The following is a 19,584-nucleotide window of genomic DNA, read 5'->3' on the forward strand; positions in this document are numbered from 1 at the left end:
GTATCTCCGGCCGCCGGATCCTAACCTGTTTATTTTATGAATAGATTCAGCGGTTGCAGGGCCCTGTGAATTTGGAACTTTGCAAGCTCCGCTGTATGATGTATTTATAGCTACCATCTAACCACACGGGAAGGGGAAATACACATGAGCTTTGAGAACCCAAGCAGGGATGAAATCGGAGATATTCTGGCTGGTGCAGGCAATATTGCCGTAGTCGGCCTATCCGACAAAACCGACCGCACCTCTTATATGGTCGCAGGCGCCATGCAGAGCCGGGGGTACCGGATTATTCCGGTCAATCCTTCGGTTGACGGAGAGATCCTGGGCGAGAAATGCTATCACACGCTGGCGGAAATTCCGGAGCCGGTAGATATTGTGAATGTATTCCGCCGCAGCGAATACTGCGCGGCTGTCGCGCAGGAAGCCGCAGATATCGGCGCACGCGTCCTCTGGCTGCAGCAGGGAATCATCAGCCAGGAGGCGGCTGACATCGCCGCTGCCCACGATATGATCGCCATCATGGACCGCTGCATCAAGGTGGAAGAGGCGATTACGGTGAAGGGCCGGAGCCGGGGGTAAGTGCTTGATTGCAGACGGATGAATGAGCTCATGGTACAGTGGACCGTGACTCAAGCTTCTAGCTTTCCAAATCCGGAGTGCTGGAACAGCCTGGATTACGTATATTTGTAACACCCTCCTCCTACCGCGCACGCCAGGAAGAGGCGATCAGTGTTGGAAAGTTACGCAGGCGAATTGTAGATTTCATGAATTCAAATTGCTATACTTAGCAGAGACGAAGAACGTCCTTACTCCATTTCATAGTGGGGGAAGGGCGTTTTTTTTATTTCACAGGAGGTTGTTCATATGGAATTTGAGCAGGCACATTGTACTTTTATTGAAACGCATACAAATGAAAGAGCTGGTGAAAGGCGGGGGAGGCTGCTCCGGGGACACAATTATGCTGAGAAACTGTTTTTACAGAATGTATGGTGGCCGCTGTTTGAGTCGCTGGAGTATTTGCACCCGGAATACGAAGTATATGACTGGAACCGCAAGTCGCAATTTTTGGATTTTGCTTTTCTGCCGCCGAATGGTGCCCGCTTTGGAATCGAATGTGATGGTTTCCAGAGTCATATTAAAGATATGGACCGTGAAAAATTCAGCTATGCACTTAATAGAGATACATTCCTAACGGGAATGGGATGGAAAATGCTGCATTTCTCATTCGACGATCTCCAGCAGCGTCCTGAGGTATGCCGGATGCTGCTGCAGCTGGTGCTGGCACCTTATTTAGCCCGGAGTACTGCCGCTCAGCATTTGATATCGGAAGAGATGGATGTGTTAAGACTGGCATGGCGGATTGCCCGGCCGCTTCGGCCCAAGGATGTGACTGAATATTTACACATTAATTTCCGTACGGCACGCAGGCTGCTCGTTTCTTTAACAGATAAAGGACTGCTTAAGCCGGTAATCTCAAAAGAACGGGTACGCTACTACGAGGTTAGCTCCATGCGGTCGGATCTAGTATGGTGACTTCAGAACACCCAGAACACCCAGAACACCCAGAACACCCAATATACCCTTCCTGTGTCAGATTAAGGTTACGCCAATGACAGCTGGTCAATGCTGAATTTCCTACTTTTACTGCTAAAGTTTTTAGGCCATCTGGTGTACTAGGAGATAAGTGTATTTAGTACAACTAAAATGCGCTCTACAGGGGTTTTTTCAGAAATAACTGCACTTCGCGGTTAGGCCCCCTAATTCCGGAGTCCTCCTCATTAAATCTCGACTTCTCGTAGGATTACGTTTTTTTTCATAATGTCCGGTAAAATGGAGTGCGGTCTGCCAGTTGCATGACCCACTCCGAAAAAACTAGTGGGGGTTTTCGTCTCAAACTCCCGTGTAAACGGCGGTGGTTGTAAAAATCCATGTATTGGTCCACAGAGGCATAGGCCTCCTCAAAGGTCTCGTACTCGGTCTTTTGGAACAGATCACGTTCTAGCAAGCTGTGGAACGACTCAATGTAGGCGTTCATATTCGGTGTCTTTGGCGGAATACGCTCATGTTCTAGCCTCTCTTTTTCGCAAACCTCTCCAAACGCGTGGCTTAGAAACTGGGGGCCATTATCGGTACGAATGACCGGCTTGGCCTCCCCGTCTTGGAGCCGGCTTCGCAGTGCCCTTTCTAGTGTCTGAACCACCGCTGCCGCGTCGCACGAGGAACCCTGGTAGTACCCGACAATGACCCGGTCAAACACATCAATGAGACTCAGAACAAAGAAAAATCGGTCCCGTCCCATTACGTACCCATATTTAATGTCCATCTGCCAAAGCTGGTTCGGGCCGGTTACAATCCGATTCCGGGCCAGATGGCGCGGATAACGACTGTGAGCCGGACGCTGCTGGTGTAAGATCCCGAGCTCCTTACAGAGCCGGTACACCTTCTTTTTGTCCAGAATAAGCCCTCTACGGTCCCGTAGGCACTGGGTGAGAAGCTTGTATCCATAGCCATTCTCCTCGCCTTCAACGAGCTCCATGAGCCACTCTTGAATCTGCTCGTCACTAATCTTCTCTCCGGAAACGTTCAGGGAGTACCCCGGATGAGGACGACCGGGCGAAGCCGGAGTGGTGGCAATTCCCGTGTGAGTTCCCCGTTGTTTGCGGTCATAGTACGTCGAGGAGGCAATGCCCAAGATACGCAGGACCGTGGCTACGACTTGCCCCTGCTTAAGGAATCGGTCCGCGATTTCGAGCTTGTCGGATAAGCAGGGTTCTGTTTTTTTAGCAATTCACGTAAGATCTCAATTTCTAGTTCTTTCTCGCCTAACAGCTTCACCGCACTTTGATACTTGTCTTCCACTTCCTGTAGGCGTTTCATTTCAACCAGATGGTCATCGGTCGCCGGGATCTCGTTATCCGGGATCTCATCCCGGTACATGCGAATCCAGGTACGTATGGTTTCCGGATGCATTTCGTACCGCCGGGCTAACACCCCCACTTTGACACCGGAGAGTGCTTCTTTCACAATCTGAAGCTTAATTTCCTCGTAGGCTCGTTTCTTCTTCATGGGGCTCGCCTCCCTCTTTAACAGTGTAATAAATTGGGGGAGAACTCTCCAGTTCCATTAGGGGGCCTAGGAGTTCGTACAATTAAAAGTTCAATTAGTGAGAGATATAGCAGCATTGCAACTGAATAGTTGTACAGAATGCAATTAAAATAAAATGTAAGATCTCCTAGTCATTTATAGTTGTACAAACTACACTTATTCAGTCGCAGGAGTCGCAGGAGTCGCAGGAGTCGCAGGAGTCGCAGGAGTCGCAGGAGTCGCAGGAGTCGCAGGAGTCGCAGGAGTCGCAGGAGTCGCAGGAGTCGCAGGAGTCGCAGGAGTCGCAGGAGTCGCAGGAGTCGCAGGAGTCGCAGGAGTCGCAGGAGTCGCAGGAGTCGCAGGAGTCGCAGGAGTCGCAGGAGTCGCAGGAGTCGCAGGAGTCGCAGGAGTCGCAGGAGTCGCAGGAGTCGCGCTATACACCAACATTGCAGAAGGGAGTTCGTGTCCGGTAAAAGTAACCGGGTAATCGCCTCCGAGTCCGGTTATCCGTGCTGTGCTTGTTCACACGTATTCTTTTGACAAAAACTGCTGCAGCGCTTACCATTCAATATAGAAAGAAAGGAGAGGGTCACCTTGAATTGGCTCGGATCTTTGCAGCAGTTAGGCAGAGCCATTATGCTTCCTACCATGGTGCTTCCGGCGGCGGCCATTTTGCTGAGTCTGGGCAGCTTACCGTGGTCTGCATGGGGACTTTCTTCGGTATCCGAAGTGACGACATACGCGGGGCAAGGAATATTCTATTTCATGCCTTATTTGTTTGCTGTCGGTGTGGCATGGGGCTTGTCCAATCAGGCCGGACCGGCCGGACTGGCGGCGCTCGCAGGGATGTTCACTTATGACCGGATTGTTTCCAACATGGGAGACGGGGCTGTACAGCCTGCAACATTAATTGGTATTATCCTTGGGATTGTAGCCGGCGTAGCGCATAACCGGTTTAAGAATATCAAGCTGCCGGAGGCGATCCAGTTTTTCGGAGGATCGCGTTTTGTACTGCTGTTTATGGGCTTGTTCTCGGCGCTGTTCGCCTGGGTGATGCTCGGCGTATCACCGCTGCTCCAACAGCTGCTGAATGATCTCTTCCGGGTCGTGCAGGTTACCGGCGGATATGGAGTTTTTGTCTACGGGGTATTATACAGGGTGCTGACGGCCTTTGGCCTGCATCATATTCTTAATAATGTATTCTGGTTTCAGCTGGGCTCCTTCACGACGCCTGACGGAAGTGCAGTCGTGCAAGGGGATTTGCCGCGTTTTTTTGCCGGTGACCCTACAGCTGGGATCTTCATGGCCGGGCTGTTCCCGATTATGATGTTTGCCCTGCCGGCGATTGCCTTCGCGATTATTCAGGAAGCGCGCGAGGACCTCAAGCCGAAGATTAAGAAGACTTTTTTGCGTGCCGCTTTGGTCTGCTTTCTGACCGGGGTGTCAGAGCAAATTGAGTTTGCCTTCCTGTTTGCTTCACCCTATTTGTTCGGGCTGCATGTAGTCATGTCCGGCCTTGCCATGGTACTGACCTACTCGCTTGGCATTCATCACGGGTTCTCGTATTCGGCCGGGGCGATCGATTTCTTCCTCAATCTGCATCTGTCCCAGCGGGCCTGGCTGCTGATTCCCATCGGGATCGGCTATGGCATTGTCTACTATAATGTGTTCCGCTGGGCGATCCGCCGCTTCCAGATTCCTACGCCGGGCCGCGAAGAAGGGTCCGAGCTGGGAGACTGGGCGGGTAATATACCGTATCAGGCTCCGCTGATTCTGGAGGCGCTGGGCGGCAAGGAGAATATCGTGCAGGTGCAGGCCTGCATCACCCGGCTAAGATTAACTGTGCATAACGACCGTTTTATTGATACAGGAGCACTTAAGGGGCTTGGCTCCGCAGGCATCATCAAGCTGGGCGGCGGCAATGTGCAGGTCGTCTTCGGTACGTATTCGGAGCTGATCCGGGAAGAAATCGACAAGCTGATGCTGCGCGATCTGCCCCAGGTGCTGTTCAGCTCGCCTATCCAGGGCCGGATGATGCCGATCGAAGAAGTGCCGGACCATATATTCGCCGCGAAGCTGGTCGGGGACGGAGTAGCCTTTTTCCCGGAAAAAGGAGAGCTGGTCTCGCCCGTATTCGGCAAGGTGATGCACGTATACCCTACAATGCATGCAGTGGGCATTTCTACGCCCGAGGGGCTTGAGGTGCTTATGCATATCGGGATTGATACTTCGCAGCTTAAAGGGCCGTTTGAGGCGCTTGTACAGGAAGGTGACAGCGTGGAGCCGGGACAGCTGCTGGTCAGATTTGATCTGGCTTTCTTGAAGGAGCATGCTGCTTCACTCGCTACACCGATGGTCATTACCAATCCGGACCGCGTAAAATCCTGGAGCTATGCTCCATTTAAAAATGTTAAAAAGGGGCAGTCGTCCGTCATGTCCGTTGTTCTACACGAAAGTAATGTTGGAGGGATCGAAGCATGATACAAGGCATAGGCGCCGCAGCAGGTGTTGCCATCGGGAAGGCCTTTGTCTTGCCGAACTGGGAATGGAGTCTGCCGGACACGCAGGTGAACCCGGTGGATCTGGCTAAGGAGTTTGAACGTTTATACGAAGGGATCCGCACCTCTAAGGATGAGATTGAATTTATCAAAAGAGAATTCCGGGAGGTCGTCGGACCGGAGGAATCGAGTATTTTTGATGCCCATCTGGCGATCCTGGACGACCCTGTGTTCATGAGCGAAATCCGCGGTATAATCGAACGCCAGTATAAGGCAGCCGAGGTGGCGGTGAAAGAAGCGATTGACCATTTTGTAGCCATGTTCGATCTGCTGGACGATGAGTATATGAAGGAGCGGGCGGTGGACATTAAGGATGTCGGCAACCGTCTGCTGAAGCATCTGCTGGGTGCTCCGGAGGTTACGCTTCCGTCTGATACACAGCCATATATTCTTGTGGCGAAGGAGCTCTCTCCGTCCCAGCTGGCCCATTTGAATCCGGCCTATGTGCTGGGCATCGTTACAATGATGGGCGGCAAAACTTCGCATTCCTCCATCATGGCCCGGGCGCTTGGCATTCCGCTGGTCGCAGGTCTGGAGAACAAAATCCTTACCCCGATTCAGACCGGGGACATGCTGGTGCTCGACGGGGAGACCGGAGCCGTGATGCTCCATCCGGATGAGACCACCGTGCGGGATTTCACCTCCAGACGTGCGAAGCAGCTCAAGAAGCGGGAACAGCTGGAACTGCTCGCTACTGTGGAAGCTTTCACCAAGGATGGCGTATCTCTGCGTCTGGCAGGGAATATCAGCTCTGTCAAGGAGCTTAATATGGCGCTGAAGTATGGAGCCGAAGGTGTTGGACTGTTCCGTACGGAGTTTCTGTATATGGACCGCAACACGTTCCCGACCGAAGATGAGCAGTTTGAAGTCTATAAGCTGGTAGCTGAAAAAGTCGGCAAGGAGTCTGTAGTCATCCGCACCCTGGACATTGGAGGAGACAAGCATCTGGATTACTTCCAGCTGCCGGAGGAGCAGAATCCGTTCCTCGGCTACCGCGCCATCCGCATTAGTCTGGACCGAAAGGACATGTTCAAGACGCAGATGACGGCCATTCTGCGGGCCAGCCATTACGGCAATGTCCGGATGATGTTCCCGATGATTTCCTCCGTTGAAGAGGTTCAGGCTGCCAAAGCCGTGCTGGAGGAAGTGAAAAGCGAGCTGGACAGCCGGGGAGTTCCATATGACCGCAAGCTGCCGGTAGGCATTATGATTGAGGTTCCAGCCGCTGTTATGATTGCCGATCTGCTCGCGGAGGAAGTGGACTTCTTCAGTATCGGCACGAATGATCTGGTGCAGTACGTACTCGCTGTGGACCGGATGAATGAGCAGATTGCCCATATGTATCATCCTTACCATCCGGCAGTGCTGCGCATGATCAAAATGACGGTTGATGCCGCCCGCAAGGTGGGCATCGATGTCAGTGTATGCGGTGAAATGGCCGCAGATGAACGGTCTTTACCGCTCTGGCTGGAGCTTGGAATCAGTGTGCTGAGCATGTCGCCGCAGGCGCTGCTTAAGGTGAAGCACCGCACCCTGAACACACTGGCTTCCGAAGCCAGAGAAGTTGCCAAGCTCTGCTTCCGGAACCGGACCAGCTCAGAGACGGAGGAGCAGCTGAGTGCCTTTGCCGGGCGCAGCGGAATTACGCTGGGTGCAGGCGGGGACTCCAAAGAGAAAACGTCTTAACCATTAACGGGCACACATAATTTGCTTATCTAATATAAAGTCCGGTGTGTGGTAACCCATACACGCCGGACTTTTTGCTGTGAATCACAGCTGTTACAGGCTCCTCAAAGAGAGGAATTCTTACCGTTTATCTTATTTGTCCCAAAAAAGTAAAACCGTTTGCGCTGCTGCGCAGTCAGTATATACAGAAATGAATAAAAGCAGAGGGAGGATGCGGGGATGGAGAATGTCTGGGAAGGCGAGCGGATGCGTGTCTTAAATGAGCAGGAACAGTTGTTCATCAGCCGGGTGCTAGAGCAGAAGAAAATACTCTACAGCATAGCCTACAGTTACTTGCGGAGCGAGGCGGAGGCACTTGAAGTTGTGCAGGAAACTACATATAGAGCCTGGGTCAAGCGTGCGAGCCTGAAGGATACAGAGCGGTTTGCGCCATGGCTGACAAGAATTCTGATCAACTGCTGTAAGGATGAATTGAAGCGGAGGAAACGTCTGGTGTCTCCGGGCACGGTTCAGATTAGCGGCGGCCTGCAGGAGATGACCAGTGACCGTAAGCTGGATATGGAGCAGGCGCTCAGCGGGGTCAAGCCGAAATACCGCCAGGTGCTTGTGCTGAAGTATTACCGGGATATGACGCTGACCGAAATTGCCGAGGTACTGGGCAAGCCTGAGGGGACGGTCAAGACTTGGCTGAACAAGGGACTGAAGCAGCTGCGCGACAAAATGAGAATCAGAGGGGGACTATAGAATGGCCACGAATGAAGAAACACTGCTGAAGGAGTACTATCACAGTCTGTCCGCTCAAGCGGATGAAATTGCTGAACTGAAGCTGAATGCAGCCATTCGCATGGGGATGGCCCGGTCGCGAAAAGTCACTCTGTCCTTAAGGGCGCGTTATGTACTAGGTTCGGTGGCTGTACTGGCGATTCTGCTGCTGTTCGTTTTTCCTTGGGGAAGCGATGCTTTGAAGCCGCGAAGTGCTGCTCTGGGCTCGCAGGTAACGGCGCAGGATATGAAGTGGTTTGAAGCTTACAGTAAAGTTGCCGGAAGTGATTCTACAGTTACTTCAGCTTTGGCCGCAGGCCTCATTAAACCGGTAAGCGGAGCAACAGCAGAGACGGACGGGTATATTCTGACAGTGGAAGCCGTTGCAGCAGACCGGATGGGGATCCTCTTTTTCTATAAGCTGGAGAATAAGAACGTAAAGGCATCTGATTATTCACTCTCAGTGACTACAGTTGCAGATATTGAGCTAGGACTAGGAACGTACTTCAGCAACAATTCGAAAGCTGTATCTGGGGTAACACGAGGATACCAAAAAGTACTCTGGAACCGCAATTATACAAAACTGCCGGAACGGATGGCGGTAAAGCTGAGCGTGGTGGGGCCGGTAGGCGGGGTGGTCGATGGCATACAGAGATTTGAGACGAACAATGAGGTTTATGTCCCGATTACCATAGAGCAGAATGCTGTTGCCCGGTCCGGAGAGACCGTATCCATTAACCGGACTATGGAAATCGCGGGCCAGGATGTTGAGATCGGGGACGTATATATAGCTGCAACTGGCATCTATGTGGAAACTGCATACAGTCCGCAGAATTCCGTGGAAATATTCGGTCTGAATAGCCCGCATATTCGGCTTGGAGGCGGTAATGATTATACCGCATTGTATTCAAAGGGATCGATTAATGTTGAGGGCAAACAGTATCTCGTATTCCCTGGCAGTGAATTGTCACCCGGCACCATGAAGCTGCAAATTGACGGTGTCGTCGGTCTTGAGAAATCTGCCCAGGAGCTGATAGTAGATACGGATAAGAAACAAATTATCAAAGGACCTGACGACCGCCTGCGTCTAGCCGCTGGGTCAAACACTCACAGCCTGATTCTGGAATATCAAAGACCAAGCAATAAAAGCGCTGCTAACACCGCAAATGTAATTCTGGACCAGACGTTCAAGGACGGAGCGGGCAAACTGCATACGGCTACGTATAATCCCGCGGTGCCCCATATCGATACTGCTCATGCTAATGAGAAGGTTCCTCCTTTTCAGTACGCTTACAAACTGGGCACAGCTGAGCTGCCGCAGCCTTTGACATTCAAGATCATTAGTTACCCGAATCTGATTAAAGATAAAGCAGAGCTTACCCTGCGCAAATAACAGACAATAACCGGAAAAGCCCTGATCTCCGCTATGACGGAGGGCAGGGCTTTTGAATATTCAGATCTTCATTTAAGGGGGATTATTTAAGCCTATTCCCCAGCCAGCGCATCGCAGAAAGCCTTGCCGTAAGGCGGCAGATCAGGCGGTCGGCGTGCTGAGATGATATGTCCGTCGGTTACGACGGGCTCATCCTTCCAGATCGCCCCGGCGTTCTCCATATCATCGCGGATGCCTGGAGTGGAAGTGACGGTCACGCCTTCCAGTATTTTGGCAGAGATCAGTACCCAGCCGGCATGGCAGATCTGGCCGATGGGCTTCTTCGCAGCATTGAAATCCTGCACCAGCTTCAGCACCGCGCTGTACCGGCGGATTTTGTCGGGCGCCCAGCCCCCGGGAACCAGGATGCCGTCATAATCGGCTGCGTTCAGTTCGTCCCAGGAATATTCAGCGGTGGCGGGTACACCGTATTTGCCCACATAGGTCTTATTTTTCTCCAGTCCGGCCAAATGAACCTCGGCCCCTTCTTCCCGCACGCGGTACACGGGATACCAGAGCTCCAAATCTTCAAATTCATCGTCTACAAGCGCTATAACCTTTTTGCCAGCCAGTCTCATTCCATGCAGCTCCTTCCGGGAAATAACATCTTGGTTCCTTGTCATTCTATCAAAAGAAAAAGTTGAAGTCACTTTTTATATGGGAATTCATAAGTGTTTTGCCAATTAAATCATTATATGCAAATCGGCAGGGATTCGCAGGAGTAAGGTCGAATATAGCATGTGAACAGGCAAACTTACGCGTTTTTATAAAGATCATTCTGAGGTGTGGGAGATGTATAAGGATAATTTAATGAGGAAGTCATGCGGCTGCGGCGGGATCATGACCATACATATGCATGCGCTGATTTATAGTGCAAAGATCAAAATCACACAGGTTCCCGTCTACACATGCGGGCAGTGCGCCCGGTATGAGCCTTTGCCCGTCATCAAGCGGGATCTCGGCAAACTGATCGGTGAGCTTGGAGATACTCCGCCAGGGAGGAAGCATTTGTCCTTTGCAGACCGCAATGAGTGGGCCAGTGTACTTAAGGAGACGTTCGCTTCAGGTTTATTTGCCGGCGGACTGCCTGAATTGGAGGAGACCATACGGAGTGCTATTCAGGGGAGGATAGATCTGCTGCTGGATGTTTACCGCGTAGCTGTCGATATGTCCGACAAGACGTGGATGGAAGAAACTGGCCTTAGGCTGTCCCAATTAACGGCTCAGTCGGCAGAAAGTGCCAAATAATAGGCGGTTTTTGGTGTTTTGAAAAATTTTTCTGCAAAATCAATGAAAATCTTTCAACGAATGTTGGATTTTTCACGCACTTTTTGATACGATAGAAAGAGGTTACAGGATTGCTGCAGCTGTCCGGAGGATTGAGTGCAATTTTCGCTATGATCCCCCTGCATTTCTGAAATTCAAAAGTGGTTTAAGGCTGGGAGTTATTGGAGTATTAAGAAATGGTGGAAGGGGTAAAGCCCGCGCCAGGACTGGCGTTTCAACCTTTGAAAGAAATTTTGAAAGGAAAATGAAGCGTTATCATTGCACAATTGTACAAAGTGTCGTATCATAATTTTAATTAGTCGAACGATAAAATTTATCGCAATGGAGAGAGTAATTTGACGGTAACCATTTACGATGTAGCTCGAGAAGCAGGCGTATCTATGGCTACGGTATCACGGGTTGTGAATAATAACCCGAACGTGAAACCGCAGACCCGGAAGAAGGTTTTTGAAGCGATTGAGCGTTTGGGCTATCGTCCAAATGCCGTGGCGAGAGGTCTCGCCAGCAAGAAAACGACAACCGTAGGGGTTGTTATCCCTGATATCTCCAACTCGATTTTTGCGGAAATTGCACGCGGGATTGAAGATATTGCCAATATGTATCACTATAATATTATTTTGTGTAATGCCGACAAGCGCAAAGAGAAGGAAATTCGTGTTATTAACACGCTGCTTGAGAAACAAGTGGACGGGCTGCTCTTCATGGGCGGAACCGTTACGGAAGAGCATATTCAGGCTTTCCAGACCTCGGCAGTTCCAATTGTTCTCTGCGCCACGCGGGATGAGAAAGGGACTTACCCGTCTGTTGATATCGATCACGAGACGGCTGCGTTTGATGCAGTGAATACGCTTATCCGCCACGGACACCGTGAGATCGCGATGATCAGCGGAACGCTGCAGGATCCTGCGAACGGTTACGCCCGGTTCCACGGCTATAAGAAAGCGCTGGAAGCGGCAGGCATTGAGTACCAGGAGGATCTGGTCCGCATCGGTAACTATCGTTACGAATCCGGTGTCGAAGCCATGAAGTATTTCCTCGGCCTCAAGAAGAAACCGACAGCTATTTTCGCAGCAACCGATGAGATGGCCATTGGGGCAATTCACAGTATTCAGGATGAAGGCTTGAAGGTTCCAGACGATTTCTCGATCATCAGTGTCGACAATATCCGGATGGCATCTATGGTTCGTCCTTTGCTCACTACTGTGGCACAGCCAATGTACGATCTGGGTGCAGTAGCGATGAGACTGCTGACGAAACTGATGAAGAAGGAAACGGTGGAGAACCCGCGGGTTATCCTGCCGCATGAAACGATTCTTCGTTTGTCCGTCAACCATGTGAACAAATAAGATTTGTACGTTCAGCACGAGAATATAAGGTATGTAGAAAGCTCCTTCGGGAGCTTTTTATGTTTCAGGGCAGTTAAGAATCGGGAGGGTTTAAGATGAGTGAAGTTCTGGGTCTGATTGGTGCGATGGATGAGGAAATTATGCTGCTACTTGAGGAAATGGAGAATAAACAGACAACGGTGAAGGCGGGGGTAACCTTCCATTCAGGAACTGTATTCGGCAAAACAGCGGTGCTCTGCAAATCGGGGGTCGGCAAGGTGAATGCCGCAGTAACAACGCAGATTCTGCTGGACAGCTTCGGCGTTTCGCAGGTGCTGTTCACCGGTGTAGCAGGTGCAGTGCATCCAGATTTGGACATCGGGGACATTGTCATCTCATCGCAGTGCATCCAGCATGATGTGGATGTGACCGCTCTTGGCTACGCCAGAGGGGTGATCCCCTACCAGGAAACCTCTTCCTTTCCGGCAGATCCGCAGCTGGTGAAGCTGGCGGAGCAGGCTTGCCGGGAGCTGAAGCAGAAGTCTGTGACCGGCATTGTATTGTCCGGAGATCAGTTTATTGCAAATAAGGATACGGTTACCGTGCTACGTGAGCAGCTGGATGGAGCGTGTGCCGAGATGGAAGGAGCAGCTGTTGCCCAGGTCTGCAATATGAACGGGACACCCTTTGTGGTCATCCGTTCCATGTCTGACAAAGCGGATGGCTCTGCACATGTGAATTACCGTGAGTTTACGGTAACTGCTGCGGAACGTTCGCACGCCATACTGGAGTATATGCTGAAAGCGATGTAAGCTCTGCGCAATATAATCCCGGTCCTATCAATACATGAACCGCTGTCTGAAGCGGACCCGGTCGAAGGTCTCGCGGGAGGACAGCGGAACAGCCTGGCCCATGCGGACCATCAGGCAGTTGGCCGGGTGGGAGCAGATTTCCGGGTCATCCGTGGCATACCACACCATATCCACCGTCTTCATCAGCTTCTCCATCATCTGGCGGTATTCCCATACTGAGAGGCCGCTGCCCTTCAGGTCCCAATGCCAATAATATTCCGTCGTGAATACGATGCAGTTCTCTAATTGCCCCTCTTCAAAAGCACTGGAGACCAGCAGCTTCCCAAGCCCGCATCCCCGGTATTCATCCGCGACCTCGATTGCGCCCAGCTCAATCAGATCCTCCATTCCTCCTTGAGACCACAGCTCCAGCTCATCCGGATAATGAAAGGTAACATACCCTACTATAACGTCTGAGACCACGGCTGCGATGATCCGGCCTTCCGGCAGGCCAGATATATCGATTAAGGCTTCCAGCTGCTCCTGCGGCTTCCGGAAGGCATCTAGATCGCTGTGCATGACTAATTGTCTAAGTGTGTCCGGTGGCAAGGGGCCTTCAACGGATACCAGCCTGTCTGCATGCTCAAAGGTATGGGAGACGGGGATTTTGATGTGCTCCATGATTGGGCTCCCTTCAGTTCACTATATTATGGAATGTAACCGCTTCCTGTGATATACTGGCTCTGACACGAAAAATTCACATTTGGCGCGTTGACAACATTGCAGATGAGAGTTTCTTACCCTTAAAGCTTAAATCAAACGAGTAGGGGAGGCAAGTGTAATGGGGCAAGTCCACAGCGAAATTTTGCCGGGCCGTGTGCAGCACGCGAATATGACGGATTATTCCCGTGCCGTTGACGAATTCCGGTGGGAGGATGTCGAGAGAAGCTTCTCCTGGTATGGAACCGGTAAGGTGAATATGGCTCATGAAGCCGTAGACCGTCATGTGCAGGAGGGACGGGGAGCAGCTACTGCTTTGCTCTATAGTGATACTGTGCGCGAGGAGAGGTACACCTTTGCCGATTTGCGTGAACGGTCGAACAAGTTCGGTAATGTGCTCCATAAATATGGGATCGGCAAAGGCGACCGTGTATTCATCTTCATGCCGCGGACACCGGAGCTGTACTTCAGCCTGCTGGGCATTCTGAAGGTTGGTGCCGTAGCGGGACCGCTATTCGAGGCGTTCATGGAGACAGCAGTGAAAGACCGGCTGGAGGATAGCGGTGCGGTAGCGCTGGTGACGACGCCTGAGCTGCTGCAGCGGGTGAAGCGGGAGCAGCTTCCAGGGCTGCGCCACATTATTCTGATAGGCGGCACCGCTTCTGAAGATCCGGGGCTGCTGAGTTATGAACTGGAAATGGCTGAAGCTTCAACAGAGCTTGAACCGGAATGGCTGGCTCTGGATGACGGACTGATCATGCATTATACTTCCGGGTCTACCGGTAAGCCTAAGGGCATCTATCATGTGCAGCGGGCAATGATTCAGCATTATTATACAGGCAAGGTTGTACTGGATTTGCGTCCGGATGATGTGTACTGGTGTACAGCAGATCCCGGCTGGGTGACCGGCACCTCTTACGGGATATTCGCCCCTTGGCTGAATGGAGTAGCCAACGTGATCCGGGGAGGCCGCTTCAGCCCGCAGGACTGGTATAAGACGATTGAACGCTATGGGGTAACGGTGTGGTACAGTGCGCCTACGGCCTTCCGCATGCTGATGGGCGCAGGGGCAGGAAGCCTGCAGGATATTGATCTGAGCAGTCTGCGTCATGTTCTGTCTGTAGGGGAACCGCTGAATCCGGAGGTCGTGCGGTGGGGCGATAAATTCTATCACCAGCGGATTCACGACACCTGGTGGATGACGGAGACGGGTGCGCAGCTGATCTGCAATTATCCGGGGATGGACATCAAGCCAGGCTCCATGGGGCGGCCGCTACCCGGTATCGAAGCCGCTATTCTGGATGATCACGGTAATATTCTGCCGCCGTATTCGATGGGCAACCTGGCCATCCGGACGCCATGGCCGTCAATGATGGGCAAGGTATGGAACAATCAGGCCAAATATGATGAATACTTCCGGATTGCCGGCTGGTATATTTCCGGGGACTCGGCTTATATGGACGAAGATGGATATTTCTGGTTCCAGGGCCGGATTGATGATGTAATTAATTCTTCCGGAGAGCGGATCGGTCCGTTCGAGGTGGAGAGCAAACTGGTTGAACACCCGGCGGTGGCTGAGGCTGGAGTGATCGGCAAGCCGGATGTGATGCGCGGAGAGATTATCAAAGCGTTCATCTCACTGCGGGACGGCTACTCCCCGACTGCAGAGCTGAAGGACGAGATTGCTGCTTTTGTCAAAGCGGGCCTGTCTGCCCATGCTGCACCGCGCGAGATTGAATTCAAGGATAAGCTCCCCAAGACCCGGTCCGGCAAAATAATGCGCCGTGTCCTGAAGGCGTGGGAGCTGCATCTTCCGGCAGGTGATTTATCTACGATTGAGGATTGAAGCCAAAATCAGTCAGCCTATAGAAAAGACCGTTCCCTCAGATACAGGGAACGGTCTTTTCTAATTCATTCATTTGGCGCCATCCACAGAGCATAGCTTATGGTGTGGTAGCACCGGTATTGCCGCCAGATCCGTTACCGCTGCCTTGCGGCGTTGCTTCATTGCCTCCTGGCGGCTGGATAATGATCATCCCGGGATCATCGCTGCTTTCCGGGATGATTCCGGGGTCCGGCGTTGGCTCCGTGCCACCAGTGCCGTCACCTGGTACTTCCTCCGGAGGCAGCGTTGGCTCCGGCGTAGGCTGAGTTCCGCCGGCTACACTTCCCGAGGCGGCCTCATGTCCGGCTACATCTACGGCAGCCACGTAGAAGGTGGCATTGGCACTGGCAGGTGTGCCGGGCTTAAAGACGGTGCTTTCGCCGGCCGAGAGCACGGCCTGCTTTTGGAAGGAACCGCCGTTCAGTGAACGGTACAGACGGTAACCCACAACGTCGGATGAACCGCTTGGAGTGAAGGTAATAACAGCTTTGCCGGTGCTGTAAGAGACCATCACTTCACCTGGAGCACTTGGCGCGCTGCCGTCATCCACCCGGGGATCAACCTCGGTCGGGAAGTCGGTTTTGGCATCAGCCGGCATATAGTACGCCAGTGGTTCATGTTCTTTCATGGCCGGGAAGGCCGCAAGCAGTTCTTTGACCAGATCCTGAATCGGTTTCTCGCGCTTGACGACAATCTTCTCTTTCAGGAAATCCTCGGGCGTTCCTTCCAGAGGAAGATAATTCACCCCGTTGAAGGTGATGTATTTGGCTTTGGAGATTCCGTCATCGCTGTCTTTAGGTACGAATTCAGCATTGAACAGGTCCGTTGTGAATTTATCCGTCAGTTCCGACGGCTTCTTGCCGCTGTAAGCGGAGACCGTCGCTTTGACGATACCCTCCGGTTTAGGGAATTCCTTCGTTACAAACAGCTCCGGACGCTTGTCAATCACTGTATTCATAACCTTGGTCCATAATGTCTGAGCTTGCCGTTTCTGCGTATCTCCCTGGAGGGTGTTGATCTGTTCTTTATAGCCCACCCACATGCCCAGGGTAACATCCGGGGTATAGCCCATGAACCAGACATCCCCATAGTTCTGCGTAGAACCGGTTTTGCCGACAATCGGGACTTCCTTGAAGTGCTCATAGTTTTTCTTGACCGTACTTGCCGTACCATCCGTTATTACGGTGCGCAGCATATCGGTCATCAGATAGGCTGTCTGCTCGGAGAAGACCTGCTCCGGATTCACCTTATGCTGATAGATAATCTTGCCCTGCGAGTCAACAATCTTCTCGATCATATACGCATCGTTGAAGGCACCCTGATTGCCGATTGAAGAATAGGCATTCGTCAATTCTTCAACGGAAACCCCGTAACGCAATCCTCCGATTACACCGGTCTGTGCGTTATAATCATCGTCCTGAATCGTAGTGATCCCGAGCTTCTTGGCAAAAGTCCAGGCGTTCTCAATGCCCACCTTGTCATTGAACAGCTTCAAGGCCGGCAGGTTGAGGGATTTATTAAGGGCATAACGGGCGGTAACCAGCCCCTGATAGCGGTTGTTGGCATTCTTCGGAATATGGAAGCCCTTGCCGCCGTCCTTCATGACAATCGGGGCATCATCCAGAATGCCGGCAGGCTGGATCAATCCGGCATCCAGTGCAGGCAGATACGCGGCGATCGGCTTCATGGTGGAACCGGGCTGGCGGACCATTTGGGTGGCATAGTTCATTTGCTCAATGTTGAAGTCACGTCCTTCAATCATCCCGAGAATCGCTCCGGTTTTGTTGTTGATCATGATGCCGGCCGTCTGTTCCTTGCCTCTGGCCTTGCTGTCCTCCGTGAAGTTATCGCTGTCTTCCGAGATGCTGTGCATTGCGCTGTACACTTTCTTATCAATGGTAGTGTATACACGGTAGCCGCCGGTCATCAGCTGCTGGCGGGCTTCCTCCAGAAGGAGCGTGTTGTCAGCGGTACTTGCCGCCGTATCCGAAGCAGCGCCTTTATTGTCTTCGTTCAGCGTCAGCATAATTTCAGCCGCCTTGCGTTCCGTCTCCAGCATGAGATAAGGGAAGGTAGCATAAGCCTTCTTCGTATGCGGAGCAAGCGAGCTCTTGATATCAAAGAGCAGGGCTTCATCGTACTGGGATGTTGTAATCTTGTTCTCTTCCAGCATCCGCCGCAGCACCAGACGCTGACGGTCAATGGCCCGGTTAAAGGCAGTCTCGTTGAATTCGCCGACACCATTGAATGCGGAGTATTTGGATGGGAGCTGAGGCAGGCCGGCCAGATAAGCCGCTTGTGCCACGTTCAGCTTTTCCAGATCATCAAGACCGAAGATGCCTTTGGCGGCAGCCTTGATGCCGAAAACATTATAACCATTCGAACCGTTCCCGAAAGGAACCTTATTTAAGTATGCCGTTAATATTTCCTGCTTGGACAAGAAACGCTCCAGCCGCAGCGACAGCAGGATCTCCTTCACCTTGCGGTCCTCTGTGCGGTCCAGGTTCAGGAACACGCGGCGTGCCAGCTGCTGGGTCAGTGTACTGCCCCCGGTCTGTACGGATTCGTTCAGCAGCTTCTGCTTGACTGCACGCAGGGTGCCGCTGAAATCCACCCCTTTATGATTGTAGAAGTTATTGTCCTCTATAGCGAGAACGGCATCAATCACAAGCTGTGGAATATCGTTGAATTCAATAAGTCTGCGGTCTTCTTCCGTCCGGAGCTGGCCGATCGGCTGCCCGTCACTGAAATAGGCAAAGCCGGTAATGGCGTTCTGGCTGACTTGCTGTTGTATTAATTCTTCGGTGCGGACAGGGTCATCTTTCACTATAGAAGTCACGTAGCCTGCCACGGCGCCACCGGCAAACAGAATGCCGAGTATACCGAGTATAAACATCCACTTCACGACTGAACCGAACCTGCGGAGCCAGGATCTGCGCGGCGGACGCTGTTTTGCGGTCTTCTTCTTATTCTCCTCAACCATCGACGATTATCCTCCTTTTAACGGAACTATTATAGCACAATTTGGCGATTTTGAATGCGCTTCTGCCGCACGGGATTTACTCCGCCGTTGCTTTTTCCAAAGTTGCTGTGTTATAAATAGATTCAATTGGATATCGCTGTATGAGGATAGTCTTTAAGTAGGGTGGTACCGCGAGTCTCTTGCTCGTCCCTTGGGATGAATAAGAGGCTATTTGTGCTGCTTCAGAACAAGGCGATAGTTAACCGTGCAGAAGGGTGACATTATCCGGGAAGGAAAGCGGGAATTTGCCAGGCTGGATTTAGGATGATGAAAGGAATAGATGTCTACTGAACGAAAAAAGCTCCCGGATAAAATATCCGGGAGCTTTGATCAGATCTGCTGGAGGCAGAATCTTAACGGTTGTAGAACTCGACGATTTGTTTCTCATCGATATCTTGGGACAGCTCGGCGCGTTCTGGCAAACGAATGAATTTGCCTTCGAAAGAACCATCAGCATATTCCAGATAGCCTGGAAGGTGGGAGCGGTTGTCAAGAGCTTCTTTGATAGAACCCATAGCGCGGCTTCTTTCGCGAAGTCCGATAACGTCGCCCACGCTTACGCGGTAAGAAGCGATGTCGACTTTTTTGCCGTTAACGGTTACGTGGCCGTGGGATACCAGCTGCCGTGCGCCTGCACGGGAGTTAGCGAATCCAAGACGGTAAACCAGGTTGTCCAAGCGGCTTTCGAGCAGGAACATGAAGTTTTCGCCCGCGATACCCTGGAGCTTTTGTGCTTTGGTGAAAAGAGTTTTAAACTGCTTTTCGCCCAAGCCGTACATGTGACGCAGTTTTTGTTTTTCCAAAAGCTGCATTCCGTAGTTACTTACTTTTCTGCGTTGGTTAGCGCCGTGCTGTCCTGGTGGGAAAGGGCGTTTCAGGTCTTTGCCTGTACCGCTTAGGGAAATGCCCAGACGGCGGCTGAGTTTGAATTTAGGTCCGGTGTAACGTGCCATTATAGTAGACTCCTTTTAATTTGCAAATGTATTGTAGGGCCTATTTGCGCCGCAATTCGTATCCGTGAAAGCGTTAGAT

17 protein-coding genes are annotated in these 19,584 nt (G+C 51.8%); 10 read left to right on the forward strand and 7 right to left on the reverse strand.

The window, feature by feature from the left end:
• Positions 1-144 precede the first annotated feature (144 nt).
• Positions 145-579, forward strand: a complete 435-nt coding sequence (locus PBOR_RS14770; RefSeq protein ID WP_042212815.1) for a CoA-binding protein — start codon at positions 145-147, stop codon at positions 577-579.
• 285 nt (positions 580-864) lie between these two features.
• Positions 865-1,533: a PDDEXK family nuclease gene (locus PBOR_RS14775; RefSeq protein WP_042212818.1), complete on the forward strand. Its 669-nt coding sequence runs from the start codon at positions 865-867 to the stop codon at positions 1,531-1,533.
• Between the two features lie 280 nt (positions 1,534-1,813).
• Here the strand turns inward: PBOR_RS14775 and PBOR_RS14780 are convergent, their stop codons facing one another.
• From PBOR_RS14780 to PBOR_RS37715, 3 genes are all read right to left on the reverse strand, one after another.
• Positions 1,814-2,692, reverse strand: a complete 879-nt coding sequence (locus PBOR_RS14780; RefSeq protein ID WP_081971880.1) for an IS3 family transposase — start codon at positions 2,690-2,692, stop codon at positions 1,814-1,816.
• A gap of 17 nt (positions 2,693-2,709) precedes the next feature.
• On the reverse strand, positions 2,710-3,066 hold the full coding sequence (locus PBOR_RS14785; protein ID WP_042210226.1) for a transposase: 357 nt from the start codon (positions 3,064-3,066) through the stop codon (positions 2,710-2,712).
• Positions 3,067-3,261: 195 nt separating this feature from the next.
• On the reverse strand, positions 3,262-3,531 hold the full coding sequence (locus PBOR_RS37715; RefSeq protein ID WP_218918908.1) for a hypothetical protein: 270 nt from the start codon (positions 3,529-3,531) through the stop codon (positions 3,262-3,264).
• Positions 3,532-3,678: 147 nt separating this feature from the next.
• Between PBOR_RS37715 and PBOR_RS14790 the strand changes: the two genes are divergently transcribed.
• The 4 genes from PBOR_RS14790 to PBOR_RS14805 all read left to right on the forward strand — a co-directional run bounded on the left by PBOR_RS14790 (position 3,679) and on the right by PBOR_RS14805 (position 9,483).
• Positions 3,679-5,565 (forward strand): glucose PTS transporter subunit IIA, encoded by a 1,887-nt coding sequence (locus PBOR_RS14790; RefSeq protein WP_042212821.1) that lies wholly within the window; start codon positions 3,679-3,681, stop codon positions 5,563-5,565.
• On the forward strand, positions 5,562-7,328 hold the full coding sequence (ptsP, locus tag PBOR_RS14795; RefSeq protein ID WP_042212823.1) for a phosphoenolpyruvate--protein phosphotransferase: 1,767 nt from the start codon (positions 5,562-5,564) through the stop codon (positions 7,326-7,328). The genes PBOR_RS14790 and ptsP overlap by 4 nt, the downstream gene beginning before the upstream one ends.
• Before the next feature lie 219 nt (positions 7,329-7,547).
• Complete coding sequence (locus PBOR_RS14800; protein WP_081972053.1) at positions 7,548-8,072, forward strand: sigma-70 family RNA polymerase sigma factor; 525 nt, start codon at positions 7,548-7,550, stop codon at positions 8,070-8,072.
• Between the two features lies 1 nt (position 8,073).
• The gene (locus PBOR_RS14805) at positions 8,074-9,483 is read left to right on the forward strand and encodes a hypothetical protein (RefSeq protein WP_042212825.1); all 1,410 of its coding nucleotides are present in this window, start codon (positions 8,074-8,076) and stop codon (positions 9,481-9,483) included.
• Between the two features lie 92 nt (positions 9,484-9,575).
• On the opposite strand, the gene PBOR_RS14810 is transcribed toward PBOR_RS14805, so the two are convergent.
• Complete coding sequence (locus PBOR_RS14810) at positions 9,576-10,100, reverse strand: type 1 glutamine amidotransferase domain-containing protein (protein WP_042212828.1); 525 nt, start codon at positions 10,098-10,100, stop codon at positions 9,576-9,578.
• A gap of 232 nt (positions 10,101-10,332) precedes the next feature.
• Between PBOR_RS14810 and PBOR_RS14815 the strand changes: the two genes are divergently transcribed.
• The 3 genes from PBOR_RS14815 to PBOR_RS14825 all read left to right on the forward strand — a co-directional run bounded on the left by PBOR_RS14815 (position 10,333) and on the right by PBOR_RS14825 (position 12,946).
• The gene (locus PBOR_RS14815) at positions 10,333-10,770 is read left to right on the forward strand and encodes a hypothetical protein (RefSeq protein WP_167549545.1); all 438 of its coding nucleotides are present in this window, start codon (positions 10,333-10,335) and stop codon (positions 10,768-10,770) included.
• Between the two features lie 374 nt (positions 10,771-11,144).
• Positions 11,145-12,155 (forward strand): catabolite control protein A, encoded by a 1,011-nt coding sequence (gene ccpA / locus PBOR_RS14820; RefSeq protein ID WP_036695017.1) that lies wholly within the window; start codon positions 11,145-11,147, stop codon positions 12,153-12,155.
• A 95-nt stretch (positions 12,156-12,250) separates the two neighbouring features.
• On the forward strand, positions 12,251-12,946 hold the full coding sequence (locus PBOR_RS14825) for a 5'-methylthioadenosine/adenosylhomocysteine nucleosidase (protein WP_042212833.1): 696 nt from the start codon (positions 12,251-12,253) through the stop codon (positions 12,944-12,946).
• Positions 12,947-12,973: 27 nt separating this feature from the next.
• Here the strand turns inward: PBOR_RS14825 and PBOR_RS14830 are convergent, their stop codons facing one another.
• Positions 12,974-13,606 carry a GNAT family N-acetyltransferase gene (locus PBOR_RS14830; protein ID WP_042212836.1) on the reverse strand — a complete coding sequence of 211 codons (633 nt, stop codon included), beginning with the start codon at positions 13,604-13,606 and terminating at the stop codon, positions 12,974-12,976.
• A gap of 160 nt (positions 13,607-13,766) precedes the next feature.
• Here PBOR_RS14830 and acsA point away from each other — a divergent pair, with 160 nt between their 5' ends.
• Positions 13,767-15,491 carry an acetate--CoA ligase gene (gene acsA, locus PBOR_RS14835; protein WP_042212838.1) on the forward strand — a complete coding sequence of 575 codons (1,725 nt, stop codon included), beginning with the start codon at positions 13,767-13,769 and terminating at the stop codon, positions 15,489-15,491.
• Between the two features lie 97 nt (positions 15,492-15,588).
• On the opposite strand, the gene PBOR_RS14840 is transcribed toward acsA, so the two are convergent.
• Together PBOR_RS14840 and rpsD are read right to left on the reverse strand one after the other, a co-directional pair.
• Entirely contained in the window at positions 15,589-18,513 is a 2,925-nt protein-coding gene (locus PBOR_RS14840; protein WP_081972054.1) for a transglycosylase domain-containing protein, read from the reverse strand.
• 392 nt (positions 18,514-18,905) lie between these two features.
• On the reverse strand, positions 18,906-19,505 hold the full coding sequence (gene rpsD, locus PBOR_RS14845) for a 30S ribosomal protein S4 (RefSeq protein WP_042212841.1): 600 nt from the start codon (positions 19,503-19,505) through the stop codon (positions 18,906-18,908).
• Positions 19,506-19,584: the final 79 nt, after the last annotated feature.

This window comes from Paenibacillus borealis (assembly GCF_000758665.1).
Classification (GTDB): Bacteria; Bacillota; Bacilli; order Paenibacillales; family Paenibacillaceae; genus Paenibacillus_AQ; species Paenibacillus_AQ borealis.

Bases quoted from the DNA above. Each gene is read 5' to 3' on its own strand.
- PBOR_RS14770 (WP_042212815.1), top strand. From the start codon at position 145: ATGAGCTTTGAGAACCCAAGCAGGGATGAAATCGGAGATATTCTGGCT.
- PBOR_RS14775 (WP_042212818.1), top strand. From the start codon at position 865: ATGGAATTTGAGCAGGCACATTGTACTTTTATTGAAACGCATACAAAT.
- PBOR_RS14785 (WP_042210226.1), bottom strand. From the start codon at position 3,066: ATGAAGAAGAAACGAGCCTACGAGGAAATTAAGCTTCAGATTGTGAAA.
- PBOR_RS37715 (WP_218918908.1), bottom strand. From the start codon at position 3,531: ATGTTGGTGTATAGCGCGACTCCTGCGACTCCTGCGACTCCTGCGACT.
- ptsP (WP_042212823.1), top strand. From the start codon at position 5,562: ATGATACAAGGCATAGGCGCCGCAGCAGGTGTTGCCATCGGGAAGGCC.
- PBOR_RS14800 (WP_081972053.1), top strand. From the start codon at position 7,548: ATGGAGAATGTCTGGGAAGGCGAGCGGATGCGTGTCTTAAATGAGCAG.
- PBOR_RS14805 (WP_042212825.1), top strand. From the start codon at position 8,074: ATGGCCACGAATGAAGAAACACTGCTGAAGGAGTACTATCACAGTCTG.
- PBOR_RS14810 (WP_042212828.1), bottom strand. From the start codon at position 10,100: ATGAGACTGGCTGGCAAAAAGGTTATAGCGCTTGTAGACGATGAATTT.
- PBOR_RS14815 (WP_167549545.1), top strand. From the start codon at position 10,333: ATGAGGAAGTCATGCGGCTGCGGCGGGATCATGACCATACATATGCAT.
- PBOR_RS14825 (WP_042212833.1), top strand. From the start codon at position 12,251: ATGAGTGAAGTTCTGGGTCTGATTGGTGCGATGGATGAGGAAATTATG.
- PBOR_RS14830 (WP_042212836.1), bottom strand. From the start codon at position 13,606: ATGGAGCACATCAAAATCCCCGTCTCCCATACCTTTGAGCATGCAGAC.
- acsA (WP_042212838.1), top strand. From the start codon at position 13,767: ATGGGGCAAGTCCACAGCGAAATTTTGCCGGGCCGTGTGCAGCACGCG.
- PBOR_RS14840 (WP_081972054.1), bottom strand. From the start codon at position 18,513: ATGGTTGAGGAGAATAAGAAGAAGACCGCAAAACAGCGTCCGCCGCGC.
- rpsD (WP_042212841.1), bottom strand. From the start codon at position 19,505: ATGGCACGTTACACCGGACCTAAATTCAAACTCAGCCGCCGTCTGGGC.